This window comes from Micromonospora zhanjiangensis (assembly GCF_042650605.1).
Lineage (GTDB): Bacteria > Actinomycetota > Actinomycetes > Mycobacteriales > Micromonosporaceae > Micromonospora_J > Micromonospora_J zhanjiangensis.
Genome location: NZ_JBHSBN010000041.1, coordinates 23,572 through 38,824 on the forward strand (window position 1 = coordinate 23,572; position 15,253 = coordinate 38,824).

Consider the following 15,253-nt stretch of genomic DNA (forward strand, 5'->3'; position numbering starts at 1 on the left):
CGACCCTGCCCGAGGTCGCCCGGTGGACACGGCGCCGGCCCAGTCGCCATGCTTGCCATCGAAGGATGTCGTTGTCGACGCTATTAGGGTCATCTGATGAATGTCAATGCCGGCGTCCGGGGCGCCATCGATCTAGCTGGACGGAGGGCCGGTGCGGCGACCTGGCTCAACCCGATTGGTCTGATGGGTCGCCGGGACGAGCGGGACGGGCGAAGTCGCCGCCGCCGGAGAAGGCCACGCCGAGGCGGCCTTCCGGCCGACAAGATCGAGACCCTTCCCGGGCGCTGTGACGTGCGGTTATGATCGCGTGCCATGGAGCGGCGCCCGACGATCTACGACGTGGCGCGCGAGGCCGGCGTGGCGGCCTCGACGGTGTCCCGGGCCTACTCACGGCCCGGGCGGGTCAACGCGGACACCGCCCGGGAGGTTTTCCGAGCCGCGGAACGACTCGGTTACCGGTCCGGCCGGCCCGACGGCAGACAACCCGGTGACCGGGTTCCGCAGCGGGCGATCGGGCTGGTGATCGCCGACGTCACCAACCCGTTCTACGGCGACATCATCAAGGGCGCCTACGAGGCCGCCCGCGAAGCCGGCCACCAGCTCATCCTCAGCCACACCAACGAGTCGCCCGAGGTGGAGCGCAAGACCATCGAGCACGAACTGGCGCAGGTCGACGGAATCGTCATCGCCAGTTCCCGGATGACCGACTCGGCGTTGCGGATGGTGGCCAAACAGAAGCCCGTCGTCCTGCTCAACCGCATCATCCCCGAGGCGAGCTGCGTCCTGAACGACGCCGAACGCGGCATCCACCACGCCGTGGAACATCTCACGGCGCTCGGGCACGACCGGATCACCTACGTCGCCGGGCCGGAGACCAGTTGGTCGGACGGGATCCGGTGGCGAGGGCTGCGCGCCGCGGCGGCCGAACTCGGAATCGAGGCGAAGCGGATCGGTCCGCACGAGCCCACCGTCCTGGCCGGGTTCGGCGCCGCCCAGCGGCTGGTCGACCTCGACGTCACCGCGGTGCTCGCCTACAACGACCAGTTGGCCATCGGCATCATGAAAGGGCTGGGCAAGCTGGGCCTGGGCGTGCCCGGGGAGGTCAGCGTGGTCGGCTTCGACGACATCGTCTTCGCCGACCTGGTGGAGCCCCAGCTCACCACGATCGCCTCACCGCTGTACCGGATGGGCCTCACCGGCGTGCAGAACTGCATCGCGGTGGCGCAGGGCGCCCGCCCCAGTGGGAGGCCCCTGGTTCTGCCGGTCCGCCTGGTCGTCCGGCAGTCGACCGCTCGGCGCAGACGGAAGAGCATCTCGCCGGCCCGCGGGACGACCAGGGTGTCCGGGTCGGCCACGAACGCCGCGACGTCGATCGTGGCCGGATCCCGGTAGCCCGGGTTCACCGCCCGGGGGTCGGACCCATCAGCCGAGCCGGGCAGCCAGCGCCCGCGTCGCCCAGTCGAACGACATGCGGTGCGACTCCCGCTTCGACGGCACGCTCGGCTCATCCACCTCGATCATGAAATCACCGTCGTAGTCGGCCGGCAACGCGGCCAGCACCGCATCGAAGTCGACCACGCCCAGACCGGGCTCGGCCCAGAGCCGCCTGGTCGCCTGCACCTCGTGGTACGTCATGCCGTCCCGGGTCGACGGCGGCAGCAGGTCGGGGAAGCAGTCCTTGAGATGGATGCCGCCGACGCGGTCGGCGTACCGGGTGATGAACGCCGCGGGATCGACGCCGGCCCAGCGCAGGTGTCCGGTGTCCGGGCCGCAACCGATCACGTCCGGGCCGAGGTCGTCGAGCAGCCGGGTGATCTCGTCGGCGGTCTCGAACACGCCGCCCACGTGCGAGTGGTGCAGCGGGCGCAGTCCCTCGGCCCGGAGCACCCGGCAGATCGTGCCGCAGTTGTCGATCGCCCGGGCCAGCCGGTCCGCGTCGAAACCGGCACCGACGGCTGGCCGCGCCATCCGGGCCGGCAGCGACATCGAGGAGATCATCGTACGGTCCAGGCCGAGGGCGGTCTGGACGGCGGCGAACCGGCGTGCCCGGTCCGCCTCCGCGGCCATGTCGACGGTCTCGTCGAAGGCCGAGTTGAACAGGCTGAGCGACGGGGACAGCCCGTACCCACCGATCCAGTCCAGGTACTCGGCCGGGGTCATCCCGTCCGGCACGTCGGCCTTGACGGCGGTGAAGCCGATCTCCTGGAAGTCTCGGAAAGCCTCGTCCAGGACCTCGCGGGTCTTGCCCGTCCGAGCCCAGTAGGGGATGGGATTCGCGGCGATCGCACTCATGTCAGCCGCACCGGCCGTCCGGTCCGGGCCGACTCGTACGCCCCGGTGATGACGCCGATCGACTGCCGGTTGGTCGCCAGGTCGACGCGCAGTTCCTCGGTGCCGTCCAACGCGCCGAGGAAGTTCAGGTACTGCGACCGGTGCGCGTCGGACAGCTGCCCCGGGTCACTGCCGGCGGTCGGCACCGCCCGGTTCTGTGTGCCACCCATCAACCTCTCCTCGGGGACGGTACCCTCGGCGGTGACCTGGAAGAAGGCCAACTGGTCGTTGTCGATGACCGCGGAGCCGCGGTCGCCGTGCACCTGCAGCCGGGCGCTCAACCCCGGATAGGCCGCGGTGCTGGCGTGCAGCACGCCGAGCGCCCCGCTCTCGAACCGCACCACGCCGACCGCGACGTCCTCCACCTCGATCCGCTCGTGCGCCAGGGTTTCGGCGTACGCGAACACCTCGACCGGCCGGCCCAACGCGGCGACGAGCAGGTCCACCGTGTGCACGCCCTGGTTCATCAGCGCCCCGCCGCCGTCCAGCGCCCAGGTGCCGCGCCAGTCACCCGAGTCGTAGTAGCTCTGCCCGCGCCACCAGTCGATCGACGCGATGCCGGAGGTGAGGCGGCCGAGTTCACCCCGGCCGATCGCCGCGAGGGTGGTCTCGGTGGCCGGGTCGAACCGGTGCTGCGAGATCACCGTCACCAGCGTGCCGGCCTTGCGTTGGGCGGCGATGATCTCGTCCGTGCGGGCCACCGTGATCTCCGCCGGCTTCTCCACGATGACGTGCTTGCCGGCGTCCAGGGCCGGCACGGCGATCTCGCCGTGCCGGCCGGTGGGCGTGCACACCACCACGACGTCGATGTCCTCGGCGGCCAGCGCCGCCGCCAACGAACCGTACGGCCGACCACCGCGCGCCGCGGCGAGCCGCTCGGCGCGGCCCCGGTCGACGTCGACCACCGCGACGAGTTCCACCCGGTCGGCGAGCTGACTCATCACCAGACCGTGGTGCCCGCCGATCACGCCGGCCCCGACCAGGGCGAAGTTCCTCCGATTGGTCACGCGTACTCGATCCCCTCGCTCGACAACAGGTCGGTGAACGCCCGCCAGGCCCGGCGGAACTGCTCGGGACCGGAGAAGCCACCGGCGGCGTGGCCCACGGTCAGGTGCGGTTCGAGGGAGAAGAACCCGTCGAAGCCGTCGTGCCGCAACGCCCGGATGGTCCGGGCCACCTCGCCGTCACCCTGGCCCGCGGGCACCACCGTGCCGTCCGCCGCCAGGGCGTCCTTGATCTGTACGTACGCCAGGTGTTCGCGCAGGGCGGCGTAGCCTTCGGTGTGCGGCCGGACGCCGACCTGGACGAAGTTCGCCGGATCCCAGGCGAGCCGCAGGTGCGGTGAGCCGACCGACCGCACCACGTCCAGGCACCGGGCCGGGACGTCACCGTAGATCCCCTTCTCGTTCTCGTGCAGCAGGGTCACGTCGGCGTTCTCGGCGACCCGGGTGAGTGCCCGCATCCGGTCGATCACCTCGTCCCGGTGCGCGGCCGGGTCGGCGCCGGGACGCAGGAAGAACGAGAAGACCCGGATGTACGGCGCGTCGAAGAAGCGCGCCACCTCGGCGGCGTGCCGCATCCGGTCCAGGTGGGCGGGGAAGTCCTCGTCGACGAAGATCTTGCCGATCGGCGAACCGATGCTGGACACCCGCAGGCCGTGTGCCGCGAGGATCTCCCGCATCCGGGCGAGCCGCTCGGGTTCCAGGTCCAGGATGTTGACGTCCCAGGCGCTGCGTATCTCGACGTACCTGAGGCCCAACCCCGCCGCCACCACACACTGTTCGGTGAAGTCGGGGGAGATCTCGTCGGAGAATCCGGACAGAGTCCACATCGGTGCCGGCCCTTTCCTGCTCAGGTGTGCTGTCGGTAGACCTGCTCGATCAGGCGGAGGGACCGGGCGCCCTCCTCGGGCCCGAGCCAGAACGGTGCCGGCTCGGTCAGCCGTCGGTAGAAGTCGGTGATGAGCGACTCGTGCGACGCGCCCCAGTAGTCCCGGCCGTCCGGCCCGGCCCGCCGTTCGGGGACCACCTCGGTGCGCCCGTCCCGGTAGCTGACGGTCAGATCGCCGCGGATCAGCAGGGTCGCCCGATCGGTGGCGATCTCGATGGTCACCGGCGTGTCGACGACGTTGGTGACGGTGGCGAAGAGCACGCTGCGGGCCCCACCGGCGTGGTCGAGCAGCAGATTGGCGGTGTCCTCGACGTCGATGCCGCCGTCGCTGCCGGCGTCACCGGTGCCGTCGTCGATCCCGTACCGGCCGATGTGGCCGCGCAGCCCGACCACGTCACCGAGCAGCCACTGCAGCAGGTCCACCGTGTGGATGGCCTGGTTGATCAGCACCCCGCCGCCGCTGCGCCCGACCCGGCCACGCCACGGTCGGGCCCGGTAGTAGTCGCGGTCCCGGTGCCACAGCACGGTTGCCGAACCGCCGTGGACCGCGCCGAGTTCCCCGGACGTCAGCAGCGTACGGGCGGCCCGGGCGGCCAGGTTGTACCGGTTCTGCAGGCAGATGCCGACCTTGACGTCGGGATGCTCCCGGGCCGCCCAGATCAGCCGGTCGGCCTCCGCGACGGTGTGTGCCACCGGCTTCTCCAGCAACACGTGCACACCACGGTCCAACGCGTCGAGGGCGATCGGTACGTGTCGGTCGTGCGGCGTGCAGACGTGCACCACGTCGGGTCGTAGTTCGTCGAGCAGCCTGCGGTGGTCGACGTACCCGGTCCCGGCCCGGGACGGGTCGATGTCGCAGACGCCGACCAGGTCGACGCCGAGCCGCTCGATCGCGGCACGGTGCACCACCGACACGTCACCGCAACCGATCAGCGCCGCGGTCGCCACTCACTTCACCCCGCCGGCCGTCAGACCACCGACCAGGTAACGCTGGAAGCCCAGGTACAGCAGCACCACCGGCGCGGCGCAGGTCAGCGCGGCGGCCATCAGCTGCGAGTACACCGGCAGCGCGCCGCCCTCCTGCGCCGCACCGAAGATCTGCAGCGCCACCGCGGCGGTGTGCGTCTCGGGTCGGGTCAGCACCGAGGCGAACAGCACGTCGTTCCAGCCGAGCAGGAAGGCGAAGATGCCGGAGACGACGATCGCCGGCAGGCTCAACGGGAACACGATGCGCCACAGGATGGTCAGGGTGGACGCGCCCTCCGTGCGGGCCGCCTCCTCCAGTTCGCGGGGCAGACCGCGCAGGTAGGTGACCATCACCCAGGTGGAGAACGGCAGGGCGAAGGTGAGGTACGCGACGAAGAGGCCCCACCGCGTACCGATCACGGTGAGGCCGAGGTAGTTGCCGGCCGAGGAGAACAGCACGAACACCGGCAGCAGCATCAGCGTGCCCGGGATGCTCTGCAGTCCCACCAGGCCGCGCAGGACCGTCAGCCGCCCGACGAACGAGTAACGGACCAGCACGTAGGCGGTGATGGTGCCGAGCGCCGAGGAGGCGACCGCGGTGAGGGCGCAGACGACGATGCTGTTGACGATGCCGCCGGACAGGTCGGCCGTGGTCCAGATCCGGGAGTAGCTCTCGCCGGAGAAGGTGCTCGGCCAGAACTCGCCGCCGGCCACTCCCACGTCGGTGTTCAGCGACGCCAGCACGATGTAGAGCAGCGGCCCCAGCACCAGGGCACAGAGCAGCACCGTCAGGGTGACCAGCAGCGGCCGGGGGAGCAGCCGGTGGGCCTCGGTCGAGGCGCTCATCGACGGGCTCCTTCCTCGTGCACGTCCAGCCGTACCGCCCGCAGGTAGGCGAACAGCGGGACGGCGATCAGGATCAGCGAGACCACAGCCATCGCGGCGCTGAGCCCGAATCGCAGGCCCTGGAAGCTGGTGACGTACACCAGCATCGGCATCACGTTGACGTCGTCCGGCGCGGGCGCCCCGAACAGGACGAACGGCAGCGTGAAGTTGTTGATGTGGTTGAGCGTGGCCAGCAGGCAGGCGAGCAGCACGGGCCCGCGCAGATACGGCAGGATCACCCGGTACAACTTGGCCCACCAGGTCGCGCCGTCGACCGCGGACGCCTCGTGCACCTCGACATGCACCGACTGCAGCCCGGCCAGCGCCATCAGGTAGATGAACGGCCAGGCCGCCCAGATCTCCACCAGCACCAGCGTCCAGTACGACCGCGGCCCGCTGAGCCACAGGCCGCCGTCCACGCCGACCCTCGCCAGCGTCGTGTTGACGATGCCGTCCGATTGCAGCATCGTGCGCCACACCGTGCCGACGACGAACGAGGGCAGCACGTACGGGATCAGGAACACCGCGCGCACGACCGCCCGCCCCCGGTACGGGTTCTGGGTGACCAGCGCGGCGGCGATCCCGATCGGGACGGTGGCGGCGGTGGCCAGGACGGCGAACGAGACGCTGATCCAGGTCGAGTGCAGCAGGCCCGACCCGAACGACTCGACGTAGTTGTCCAGCCCCACGAACGGCGCTTCGACCCACCGCCGCAGGCTGTACTGGTCCAGGTCGATCAGCGAGATCCACAGGGCCAGCGCCAGCGGGATCAGGATGACCAGGACCATCAGCACCCCGCCGGGGGTGAGCAGCCACAGCGGTCGCTGCCGCTGGGTCACGCCGCGGCGGCGCGGCCGGGGCGGTCCGGGCGGCGCCGCCGCCCGGGCCGGCGGCGCGAGGGTGCCGTCGGGGGCCATCTACTTCGCCCGGTCCAGGGCCGACTGCGCGGCCTTCTGCGCCGTGGTCAGCCGGCCGTCCAGCTGCGCGCCGTCCAGTGCACCCTTGGACAGGTCCGGGATCGACTGCACCACCGTGTTGGTGAGCGCCAGCTGGATGTCCGCCCAGGCGCCGGTGAACGGGGTGGCCACCGACTTGTGCTGCGCCTCGACGACCGCCTTCAGCTTCGGGTCGGACAGCAGCGTCTGCGCCGCGGCGGCGTTCGACGGCAGCTGTCCCAACCGCCGGTAGATGTCCAGCTGCGCGTCCTGGTCGGTGATCAGCTTGACGAACTCGAAAGCCAGGTCCTTGTTCTTGGAGTAGTCCGCCACCAGCAGGTTGTCGCCGGAGAGGATGCTCGCCGCCTCGACGCCGCCGGCCGGCCGGGCGGTGGCGCCCGGTGGCACGGTGGGCAGCAGGGCGAACTCCCACTTGCCCTTGACCGCGCCGGCGTCCAGCGACTTCGCGGCGAGCGCCGAGGTCAGCGCCATGTAACCGGTCCTGCCCTTGGCGAACTCGGCGATCGCCTGTGAGTTGGACCAACCGACGGCGGCCGGGTTCACCACCTTGTCCGTGGTGAGCCAGCCGAAATAGGTCTGGTACGCGGCGCGTACCGCCGGGTCCTGGATCCGGGCCGTCTTCCCGTCCACGATCGGGTTGCCGGCCTGCGCCGCCATGCCCCAGATGAACTTCCACGGGTCGAAGTTGTCCTTGTACGCCACCGCCAGGCCGTACTGGTCGCCCTTGGTCAGCCGCTTGGCCTGCTGGGTCAACTCGTCCCAGGTGGTGGCCGGCTTGTCGATCCCGGCGGCGGTGAGCAACTCGGTGTTGTAGACCATGACGAACGGCCGACCCACCCACGGGATGCCGATCTGGTGCTGCTCGTCCGGCCCGGAGATGCCCAGCGACGAGGGGATGAACTTCTCCTTACCGCCGAGTTGCTTCCACTCCTTGTCGCCGAGCGTGACGAACGCCTTGGTGGAGTACGCGGTCGGGGTGAACGTGGTGCCGACCGCGTAGACGTCCGGGCCGCTGCCGGAGACGACCGAGGTCTGAATCTTGGTCAGTTCGTCGCTGGCGCTGGCGAACGTCTCCCACTTGACCTCGGCGCCGGTCTGCGACTTGAACTTCTCGGCGATCGACTTCTGCCACTCCTGCTGTTCCTGGGGATACTGGGTGTTCGCCGCGATCAGCACGTCGAGAGTCTTACCGGCGCCGTCGGACCCGCCGTCGCCGTCGCCGGCGCAGGCCGCGAGCGTGACGGCCAGCGCGGTCGCACCGGCCAGCGCCACCGCCGATCGCATCTTCCGGTTTCGCATCTGCTGCTCCTTCAAGGGTCGGCCGGCGCGGAGTGAGCCGCATCACGGTTACCGGATGGTTTCCGCAATCGGCGATCAACGCAACGAGTTGCCAGTTGTTGCCACGCCGGGCCGCCGTACCGGCGGCAACAGGTGGCAACCGCTTGCCCAACCGGTCACCGGCCGCACAGGCTCGGGCACATGGTCGCCTTGACGTTGCATCCCGACCGGTTGCTGCCCACCGATCCGGGAGTGCGCGGGATCGCCCGCCGCCTGTACGAGGCGGTCCGTGACCGTCCGATCATCTCCCCGCACGGGCACGTCGACCCCCGGCTGCTGCGCGACGACCCGCCGTTCACCGATCCCACCAGCCTGTTCATCCAACCGGATCACTACGTGACCCGGTTGCTGCACGCCGCCGGCGTACCGCTGGAAACGCTCGGCGTCGGGTCGCCGCCGCTTCCGGAGGACCGTGCGCGGGCGGCGTGGCGGTCGCTGTGCGAGCACTGGGACGCGTTCCGCGGGACCCCGGTCCGGTACTGGTTCGACAGCGAGTTGGTCGAGATCTTCGGCGTGACCGAACGGCCCGGCGCGGCCAACGCGGACGCGTTGTACGACCTGATCGCCGACCAGCTGCGGCAGCCGGGCAACCGGCCGCGCGCCCTGCTGCGACGGTTCCGCATCGAGTTCCTGGCCACCACCGACGACCCGGCCGACGACCTCGCCGCGCACCGGGCACTGCGCGCAGACCCGGACGTCGGCACCACCGTGGCGCCCACCTTCCGACCGGACCGTTACCTGGAGGTCGGCCGGCCGGACTGGTCGGAGCAGGTCGCGGCGCTGGGCGGGGACGTCGGCGACTACGCCGGCTACCTGGCCGCGCTGCGGGAGCGGCGCCGGTACTTCGTGGCCCACGGCGCGGTGTCGGCCGACCACGGCCACGCCGACGCGGGCACCGAGCCGCTGGACCGGCACGAGGCGGAGCGCATCTACCGTTCCGCCCGGGCCGGCACGGTCTCACCCGCCGCGGCGACCGCGTTCCGCCGGCACATGACCTTCGAGATGGCCCGGATGTCCTGCGACGACGGCCTGGTCATGACCCTGCACCCGGGCATCTGCCGTAACCACCACGGGCCCACCGCGGCCCGGTTCGGCCCGGACAGCGGGCACGACATCCCGACCGCCGTCGAGTTCACCCGCGCGCTGCGGCCGCTGCTGGAACGGTTCGGCACCCATCCCGGCTTCCACCTGGTGCTGTTCACGGTCGACGCCGACGTGTACAGCCGGGAGATCGGTCCACTGGCCGGCTTCTACCCGGCGGTGTACGCCGGCGCGCCGTGGTGGTTCCTGGACAGCCCGGCCGAGATCCGCCACTACCAGTCGGCGGTGACGGAGATCGCCGGGTTCTCCCGACTGTCCGGTTTCATCGACGACACCCGGGCGTTCTGCTCCATACCGGCCCGGCACGACATGTCCCGCCGGCTCGACGCCGGATTCCTCGCCGGTCTGGTGGCGGCGCATCGGCTGGCCGAGGACGAGGCCCACGACACCATCTGCGCCCTGGTCAGCGACCAGCCGCGGAAGGTCTTCAAGGTGCCCGGGCAGGCCGGGTGAGGCCGCGGCGTGCCGCCGCCGCGCCGGTCCGCATCGTCCACCTCGGGCTGGGCGGCTTCTTCCGGGCGCACCAGGCCTGGTACACCGGGGCCGCGCCGGACGCGGCGCGGTGGGGGATCGCCGCGTTCACCGGCCGGTCCCGGACGCTGCCCGACCGGCTGTCCGCGCAGGACGGGCTGTACACGCTGGTGGTCCGGGGTCCCGACCACGACGAGGCAACCGTGCAGTCCGCCGTGTCCGTCGCGCGGGCGGGCACCGACCTGGACGCCTGGTGCGCGTACCTGGCCGGGCCGCAGGTCGCGGTGGTGACGTTGACGGTGACCGAGGCGGCGTACCGGCGGCACCGCGACGGCGGTCCGGACCTCGACGACCCGGAGTTGCGCGCCGATCTCGACGCGCTCCGGCACGGCGGCCGGGTGACCACCGTGCCCGGCCGGCTCGTGGCCGGTCTGGCCGCCCGGCACGCCGGCGGGGCCGGTCCGCTCGCCGTGGTCTGCTGCGACAACCTGCCGGACAACGGTGCGGCCACGGCCCGGGTGGTGCGCGGTCTGGCCGCGGCGGCGCGACCGGAACTGGCCCGGTGGATCGACGGTTCGGTCTCGTTCGTGACCACCATGGTGGACCGGATCACCCCCCGGACCACGCCTGCGGACGTGCGGACGGTGGCCGAGTTGACCGGGTACGTCGACGCCGTCCCGGTGGTCACCGAACCGTTCAGCGAATGGGTGCTCAGCGGGGACTTTCCGGCGGGCCGACCGGCATGGGAGGCGGCCGGTGCCCGATTCGTCGACGACGTCACCCCGCACGAGACCCGCAAGTTGTTGCTGCTCAACGGCGCACACAGCCTGCTGGCGTACGCGGGTGGCGCGCGGGGGCACGACACCGTCGCGGCCGCGGTCGCCGATCCGGTGTGCCGCGGCTGGCTGGAGCGGTGGTGGGACGAGGCGGCCCGGTACGTGCCGCTGCCCGCCGCCGAGGTGGCGGCCTACCGGGCGGCCCTGCTCCGGCGGTTCGCCAACCCTCGGATCCGCCACCTGCTGGCGCAGATCGCCGCGGACGGCTCGCAGAAACTGCCGATCCGGCTGCTGCCGGTGCTGCGCGGCGAACGGGCCGCCGGCCGGCTCCCCGCGGGCGCCGTACGCACGCTCGCCGGCTGGATCCAGCACCTGCGCGGGATCGGAACCCCGGTGGACGACGCGGGAGCCGGCGCCTACCGGGACCGGGCCGGGGCGCCGCGCGAGGTGCTCGCGTTGCTCGCCCCGGACCTGGCCACCGACGAGGAACTGGGTCACGCGCTGGATCGGGCGGTCAGCGACCGGTGAGCAGGGCCGGCGTCAGGAGACCGAGGCCGGGAAGCGTTCCCAGACCCGGTGCCGGGCCATCAGCCGCTGCACGTCGGTGAGGACCTCGGTCGCCGACCCGCCGGTGACCACGCCCGGCGTGCCGGCCACGCCGGCCTGCTCCAGCACGGTGACGCCGGCGCCCCAGGCGCCGATCGCCTTGGCGTGCCGCCAGCTCTCCTGCACCAGCAGGAGCACCCGCGGGTCGACCGCCGTGGCGTCGGCCGCGCCGGCCTTGGCGTCCCGGGCCGGCAGGGCGTCCGGCGCCGGTACGGGAGCCCCGGCCAGCAGCAGCGCGTCCAGCTCGACCGAGCGGCCGGTGGCGAAGGTCCGCTGCACCGGCAACTCGCCGACCTTGCCGCCGTGCGCGGCGATCAGCAGCGGCACCATGCCCGCGGCGAACACCGCGCTGCGCACCGCCACCACGCCGTCGAGGTCGTGGTCGGCGTCGATCACGATGCCGACCATCCGCCCGTCGGTCGGCCACTCCCGACCCACCTGGGACAGTGCCGGACTCGGCCGGACGTCGGCCGGTGGCTCGGTCGGTTCCGGCGCGGGCAGGCCCAGACCGGTCGCGACCCGCGCGCAGAGCACCGGGTCGATGGTGGCCAGGCAGCGCAGTTGCCGTTCTTTGATCGCCTGGTGGTAGCACTTACCCAGCTCGAAGGTGTACGCGCGGATGATGTGCTCCCGCTCGGTCGGCGACATGCTCAGCCAGAACAGCCGGGCCTGGCTGAAGTGGTCGTCGAAGGAGACCGGGTTGGCGCGGATCTTGGGCGCCTCCGTCACGGTGACCGGCACGTCGAGGAAGGCGTGCTCGGCGTCCCCGGCGGTGAACGGGTTGCCGCCGTCCAGGGAGTTCGGCCGGTACGGCGCGACGCCCGCGTGCACGGCGTCCTGGTGGAAGCCGTCGCGCAGCATGTCGTTGACCGGCGCGTGCGGCCGGTTGACCGGGATCTGCGAGAAGTTCGGCCCGCCCAGCCGGGTCAGCTGCGTGTCGACGTAGGAGAAGAGCCGGCCCTGCAGCAACGGGTCGTTGGTGACGTCGATGCCGGGCACCAGGTGACCGAGGTGGAAGGCCACCTGTTCGGTCTCGGCGAAGAAGTTGGTCGGGGTCCGGTTGAGCACCAGCCGGCCGACCGGCTGCACCGGCGCCAGTTCCTCCGGGACGATCTTCGTGGGGTCGAGCAGGTCGATGCCGGCGAAGGTCTCCTCCGGGGTGTCCGGGAAGACCTGCAACCCGAGTTCCCACTCGGGGTACGCGCCGGCCTCGATCGCGTCGTAGAGGTCGCGGCGGTGGAAGTCCGGGTCGATGCCGCCGATCAGCTGGGCCTCCTCCCAGACCAGCGAGTGCACGCCCAGCTTCGGTTTCCAGTGGAACTTCGCCAGCACCGTCTCGCCGGCCGCGTTGACCAGCCGGAAGGTGTGGACGCCGAAGCCCTCCATCATCCGGAACGACCGGGGCACGCCCCGGTCGGACATGTTCCACATGGTGTGGTGCTGCGCCTCGGTGTGTAGGGAGACGAAGTCCCAGAAGGTGTCATGGGCGCTCTGCGCCTGCGGGATCTCCCGGTCCGGGTGCGGCTTGGCGGCGTGGATGATGTCGGGGAACTTGATCGCGTCCTGGATGAAGAAGACCGGCATGTTGTTGCCGACCAGGTCGAAGGTCCCCTCGTCGGTGTAGAACTTCGTGGCGAAGCCACGGGTGTCGCGGACCGTGTCGGCCGACCCCCGGGAGCCGAGCACGGTGGAGAACCGGACGAAGACCGGCGTCTCCTTGCCCTTGCGCAGGAAGCCGGCCCGGGTGATCTCCTCGGCGCCGTACCCGGTGAAGACGCCGTGCGCCCCCGTGCCCCGGGCGTGCACCACGCGCTCGGGGATGCGCTCGTGGTCGAAATGCGTGATCTTCTCGCGGAAGTGGTGGTCCTGGAGCAGGATCGGTCCGCGCGGTCCGGCCTTGAGGGAGTGGTCGGTGTCGCGCAGCCGGGCGCCCTGGGACGTGGTGAGGAACTCGCCCTGCTGGCCGTTGGCGGTGCTCGGCGCGCCGGTGGCCGCGCCGGTCGGGGTACGCGTCTGCGGCGCTCCCTGCTCCTTCTTGGGCGGCAGCGGGTCGTGCGGCGTGGTCGGTTCCGCCAGGGTGGGTGGTGCGCTACCCGGCGCACCGGGGACGTCGGGACTGACCGGGTCGGTCACCTTCTCGGCCGCGGCCTCCACGACGTTCTTGACGACCTTGGCGGGCTTGCTGGAATCCATCGGGTACCTCGTTCACGGAGCGGACGGTGGGGCTTCCTCGTGCCCTACCCGGGCGCACCCCGGAAAAACGTATCGCCCGTGTCGGGTATGTCCGGGCAAAACGCTCCGGCCATCACGCATCCGCTCAGTCCAGGCAGAACTCGTTGCCCTCCGGATCGGTCAGCACGATGTGGCCGGCGCCGATCGGGGGCTCGGGCTCGTACCGGCGTCCCCGGGTCGCACCCAACCCGACCAGCCGCGCGCACTCGGCCTCCAGCGCGGCCATCCGCTCCTCGCCGCGCAGGCCGGGAGCCGCCCGCACGTCGAGGTGGACCCGGTTCTTGCCGGCCTTGTCCTCCGGCACCTGTTGGAAGAACACCCGGGGGCCGGTCCCGGCCGGGTCCTCGATGGCCGACCGCGAGTTCCGCTGATCCTCGGGTACGCCGATCCGGGCGAGGAAGTCGTCCCACGCGGCCAGCGGGTCGGCGCCCGCCGGCAGGTCGACGCCGGGCGGGCCGGGGTGGACGTAGCCCAGGACGTCCCGCCAGAAGGACGACAGCGCTCGCGGGTCGTGGGCGTCGAAGGTGACCTGGATGTGGCGGCTCATCGGGCTGCTCCGTTCGTGCCGGTCGGGTTCACGCCGGCCACCCTGCCATCCCCGGCCGACAGAAATCTCCTACCTCGGCAGTTCGGCGTCGTACACGAGCAGCGCCACCTGGACCCGGTTGTTCAATCCCAGCTTGGTCAGCAGGCGGGACACGTGTCCCTTGACGGTCGGCACGCTCATCCCGAGTTCGGCACCGCTCTCGGCGTTCGACAGTCCGCATCAAGCTGTGTTCCCGGGGTCCGCGGTTGCGGCGTCGAGGTGTTTGCGGATGGCGGTTCTGCCTCGCTCGTAGGCGTTGGGGTCGTCGTGTAGTAGAGATCTGGCGTTGGCGGTCTCCAGGAAGGCGATCAGCTCGAAGGCGAGTTGGTCGGCGTCGGTATCGTCGGCGAGCTCGCCGAGCTGGCGGGCGTCGTCGATGGTGCGTGTGACGAGGCGGCTCCAGTCGAGGCTGGCCGCGGCGACGGCGTCGCGTACCCGGCCAGGACGGGCGTCGAACTCGGCAGTGACGGCGAAGAAGAAGCATCCGCCGGGGAACACCCGCCGCTGCGAGTAGCTCAGCCAGTTCTCGCACAGCCTGCGCACCCGTCCCAGGCCCGGTGGCACGGTCAATGCGGGTTGGATGACCTCGTCGAGGTAGATGCCTGTCGCGGTGCGGATTGTGGCGAGTTGAAGCTCCTCCTTGGAACCGAAGTAGCCGAACAGTCCACTCTTGCTCACGCCGAGGTCCGTGGCCAGCCGGCCGATCGACAGCCCTTCCAACCCGTCCTGGGAGGCGATGTCCGCAGCCCGGCGCAGGATCACGTTGCGTGCTCGGTCGTCGCGCGGCCGCCCCGCCATCTCCACCCCTTTGCATACGAACGTTCGGTTGACGATAGCCGTCTCGGCGTGCGTCGTGGTACGGTCTCCAATATGCGCACGAACGTTCGTGCTTAGAAGGGGTGATTGTGACTGGCATCCGAACGAGGGACGTCCGCGACCCGGACCGGCATGGGTTGGCGGTGGCTGGGCGGGTGATCGCTGAGGTCACTGTCAAGCCCCGGGTTTGATGGAGAGTTGGTTAGCTGGTTTTCAGGGGTGCGGTGACTGGGTGGGTCATCGTGTGTAGTGCTTCGTGCTCGGCGGGCGGGACGTGGCCGAGCTCGCCGTGTAGGCGC

General features: G+C 71.1%; 13 protein-coding genes and 1 pseudogene. 3 read left to right on the plus strand and 11 right to left on the minus strand.

What is annotated here, in order from left to right; translation table 11 throughout:
- The first annotated feature begins 312 nt into the window (after positions 1–312).
- Positions 313–1,392, plus strand: a complete 1,080-nt coding sequence (locus ACFOX0_RS31490) for a LacI family DNA-binding transcriptional regulator (protein ID WP_377552832.1) — start codon at positions 313–315, stop codon at positions 1,390–1,392.
- Between the two features lie 30 nt (positions 1,393–1,422).
- On the opposite strand, the gene ACFOX0_RS31495 is transcribed toward ACFOX0_RS31490, so the two are convergent.
- Genes ACFOX0_RS31495 through ACFOX0_RS31525 form a run of 7 tightly spaced genes read right to left on the minus strand, consistent with a single transcriptional unit; the run spans position 1,423 to position 8,327 of the window.
- The gene (locus ACFOX0_RS31495) at positions 1,423–2,292 is read right to left on the minus strand and encodes a sugar phosphate isomerase/epimerase family protein (RefSeq protein WP_377552834.1); all 870 of its coding nucleotides are present in this window, start codon (positions 2,290–2,292) and stop codon (positions 1,423–1,425) included.
- Positions 2,289–3,338: a Gfo/Idh/MocA family protein gene (locus ACFOX0_RS31500; protein WP_377552836.1), complete on the minus strand. Its 1,050-nt coding sequence runs from the start codon at positions 3,336–3,338 to the stop codon at positions 2,289–2,291. Before ACFOX0_RS31500 ends, ACFOX0_RS31495 begins: the two co-directional genes overlap by 4 nt.
- Positions 3,335–4,162: a sugar phosphate isomerase/epimerase family protein gene (locus tag ACFOX0_RS31505; protein ID WP_377552838.1), complete on the minus strand. Its 828-nt coding sequence runs from the start codon at positions 4,160–4,162 to the stop codon at positions 3,335–3,337. The genes ACFOX0_RS31500 and ACFOX0_RS31505 overlap by 4 nt, the downstream gene beginning before the upstream one ends.
- Positions 4,163–4,182: 20 nt before the next feature.
- Entirely contained in the window at positions 4,183–5,169 is a 987-nt protein-coding gene (locus ACFOX0_RS31510; protein WP_377552840.1) for a Gfo/Idh/MocA family protein, read from the minus strand.
- A complete protein-coding gene (locus ACFOX0_RS31515) occupies positions 5,170–6,033 on the minus strand; it encodes a carbohydrate ABC transporter permease (RefSeq protein WP_377552842.1) in 864 nt (287 codons plus the stop codon).
- Positions 6,030–6,989: a carbohydrate ABC transporter permease gene (locus tag ACFOX0_RS31520; RefSeq protein ID WP_377552844.1), complete on the minus strand. Its 960-nt coding sequence runs from the start codon at positions 6,987–6,989 to the stop codon at positions 6,030–6,032. The genes ACFOX0_RS31515 and ACFOX0_RS31520 overlap by 4 nt, the downstream gene beginning before the upstream one ends.
- Positions 6,990–8,327 carry an ABC transporter substrate-binding protein gene (locus ACFOX0_RS31525; RefSeq protein ID WP_377552846.1) on the minus strand — a complete coding sequence of 446 codons (1,338 nt, stop codon included), beginning with the start codon at positions 8,325–8,327 and terminating at the stop codon, positions 6,990–6,992.
- A gap of 180 nt (positions 8,328–8,507) precedes the next feature.
- Here ACFOX0_RS31525 and uxaC point away from each other — a divergent pair, with 180 nt between their 5' ends.
- Positions 8,508–9,920 carry a glucuronate isomerase gene (gene uxaC / locus ACFOX0_RS31530; RefSeq protein ID WP_377552848.1) on the plus strand — a complete coding sequence of 471 codons (1,413 nt, stop codon included), beginning with the start codon at positions 8,508–8,510 and terminating at the stop codon, positions 9,918–9,920.
- Positions 9,917–11,242, plus strand: a complete 1,326-nt coding sequence (locus ACFOX0_RS31535; protein ID WP_377552850.1) for a mannitol dehydrogenase family protein — start codon at positions 9,917–9,919, stop codon at positions 11,240–11,242. The genes uxaC and ACFOX0_RS31535 overlap by 4 nt, the downstream gene beginning before the upstream one ends.
- A 12-nt stretch (positions 11,243–11,254) precedes the next feature.
- On the opposite strand, the gene ACFOX0_RS31540 is transcribed toward ACFOX0_RS31535, so the two are convergent.
- The 4 genes and pseudogenes from ACFOX0_RS31540 to ACFOX0_RS31555 all read right to left on the minus strand — a co-directional run bounded on the left by ACFOX0_RS31540 (position 11,255) and on the right by ACFOX0_RS31555 (position 14,936).
- Positions 11,255–13,513: a catalase gene (locus ACFOX0_RS31540; RefSeq protein ID WP_377552852.1), complete on the minus strand. Its 2,259-nt coding sequence runs from the start codon at positions 13,511–13,513 to the stop codon at positions 11,255–11,257.
- A gap of 124 nt (positions 13,514–13,637) precedes the next feature.
- The gene (locus ACFOX0_RS31545; protein WP_377552854.1) at positions 13,638–14,099 is read right to left on the minus strand and encodes a VOC family protein; all 462 of its coding nucleotides are present in this window, start codon (positions 14,097–14,099) and stop codon (positions 13,638–13,640) included.
- Between the two features lie 69 nt (positions 14,100–14,168).
- Positions 14,169–14,315: pseudogene (locus tag ACFOX0_RS31550) on the minus strand (response regulator transcription factor); the annotation flags it as partial.
- A gap of 3 nt (positions 14,316–14,318) precedes the next feature.
- Positions 14,319–14,936 carry a TetR/AcrR family transcriptional regulator gene (locus ACFOX0_RS31555; RefSeq protein ID WP_377552856.1) on the minus strand — a complete coding sequence of 206 codons (618 nt, stop codon included), beginning with the start codon at positions 14,934–14,936 and terminating at the stop codon, positions 14,319–14,321.
- Positions 14,937–15,253 lie beyond the last annotated feature (317 nt).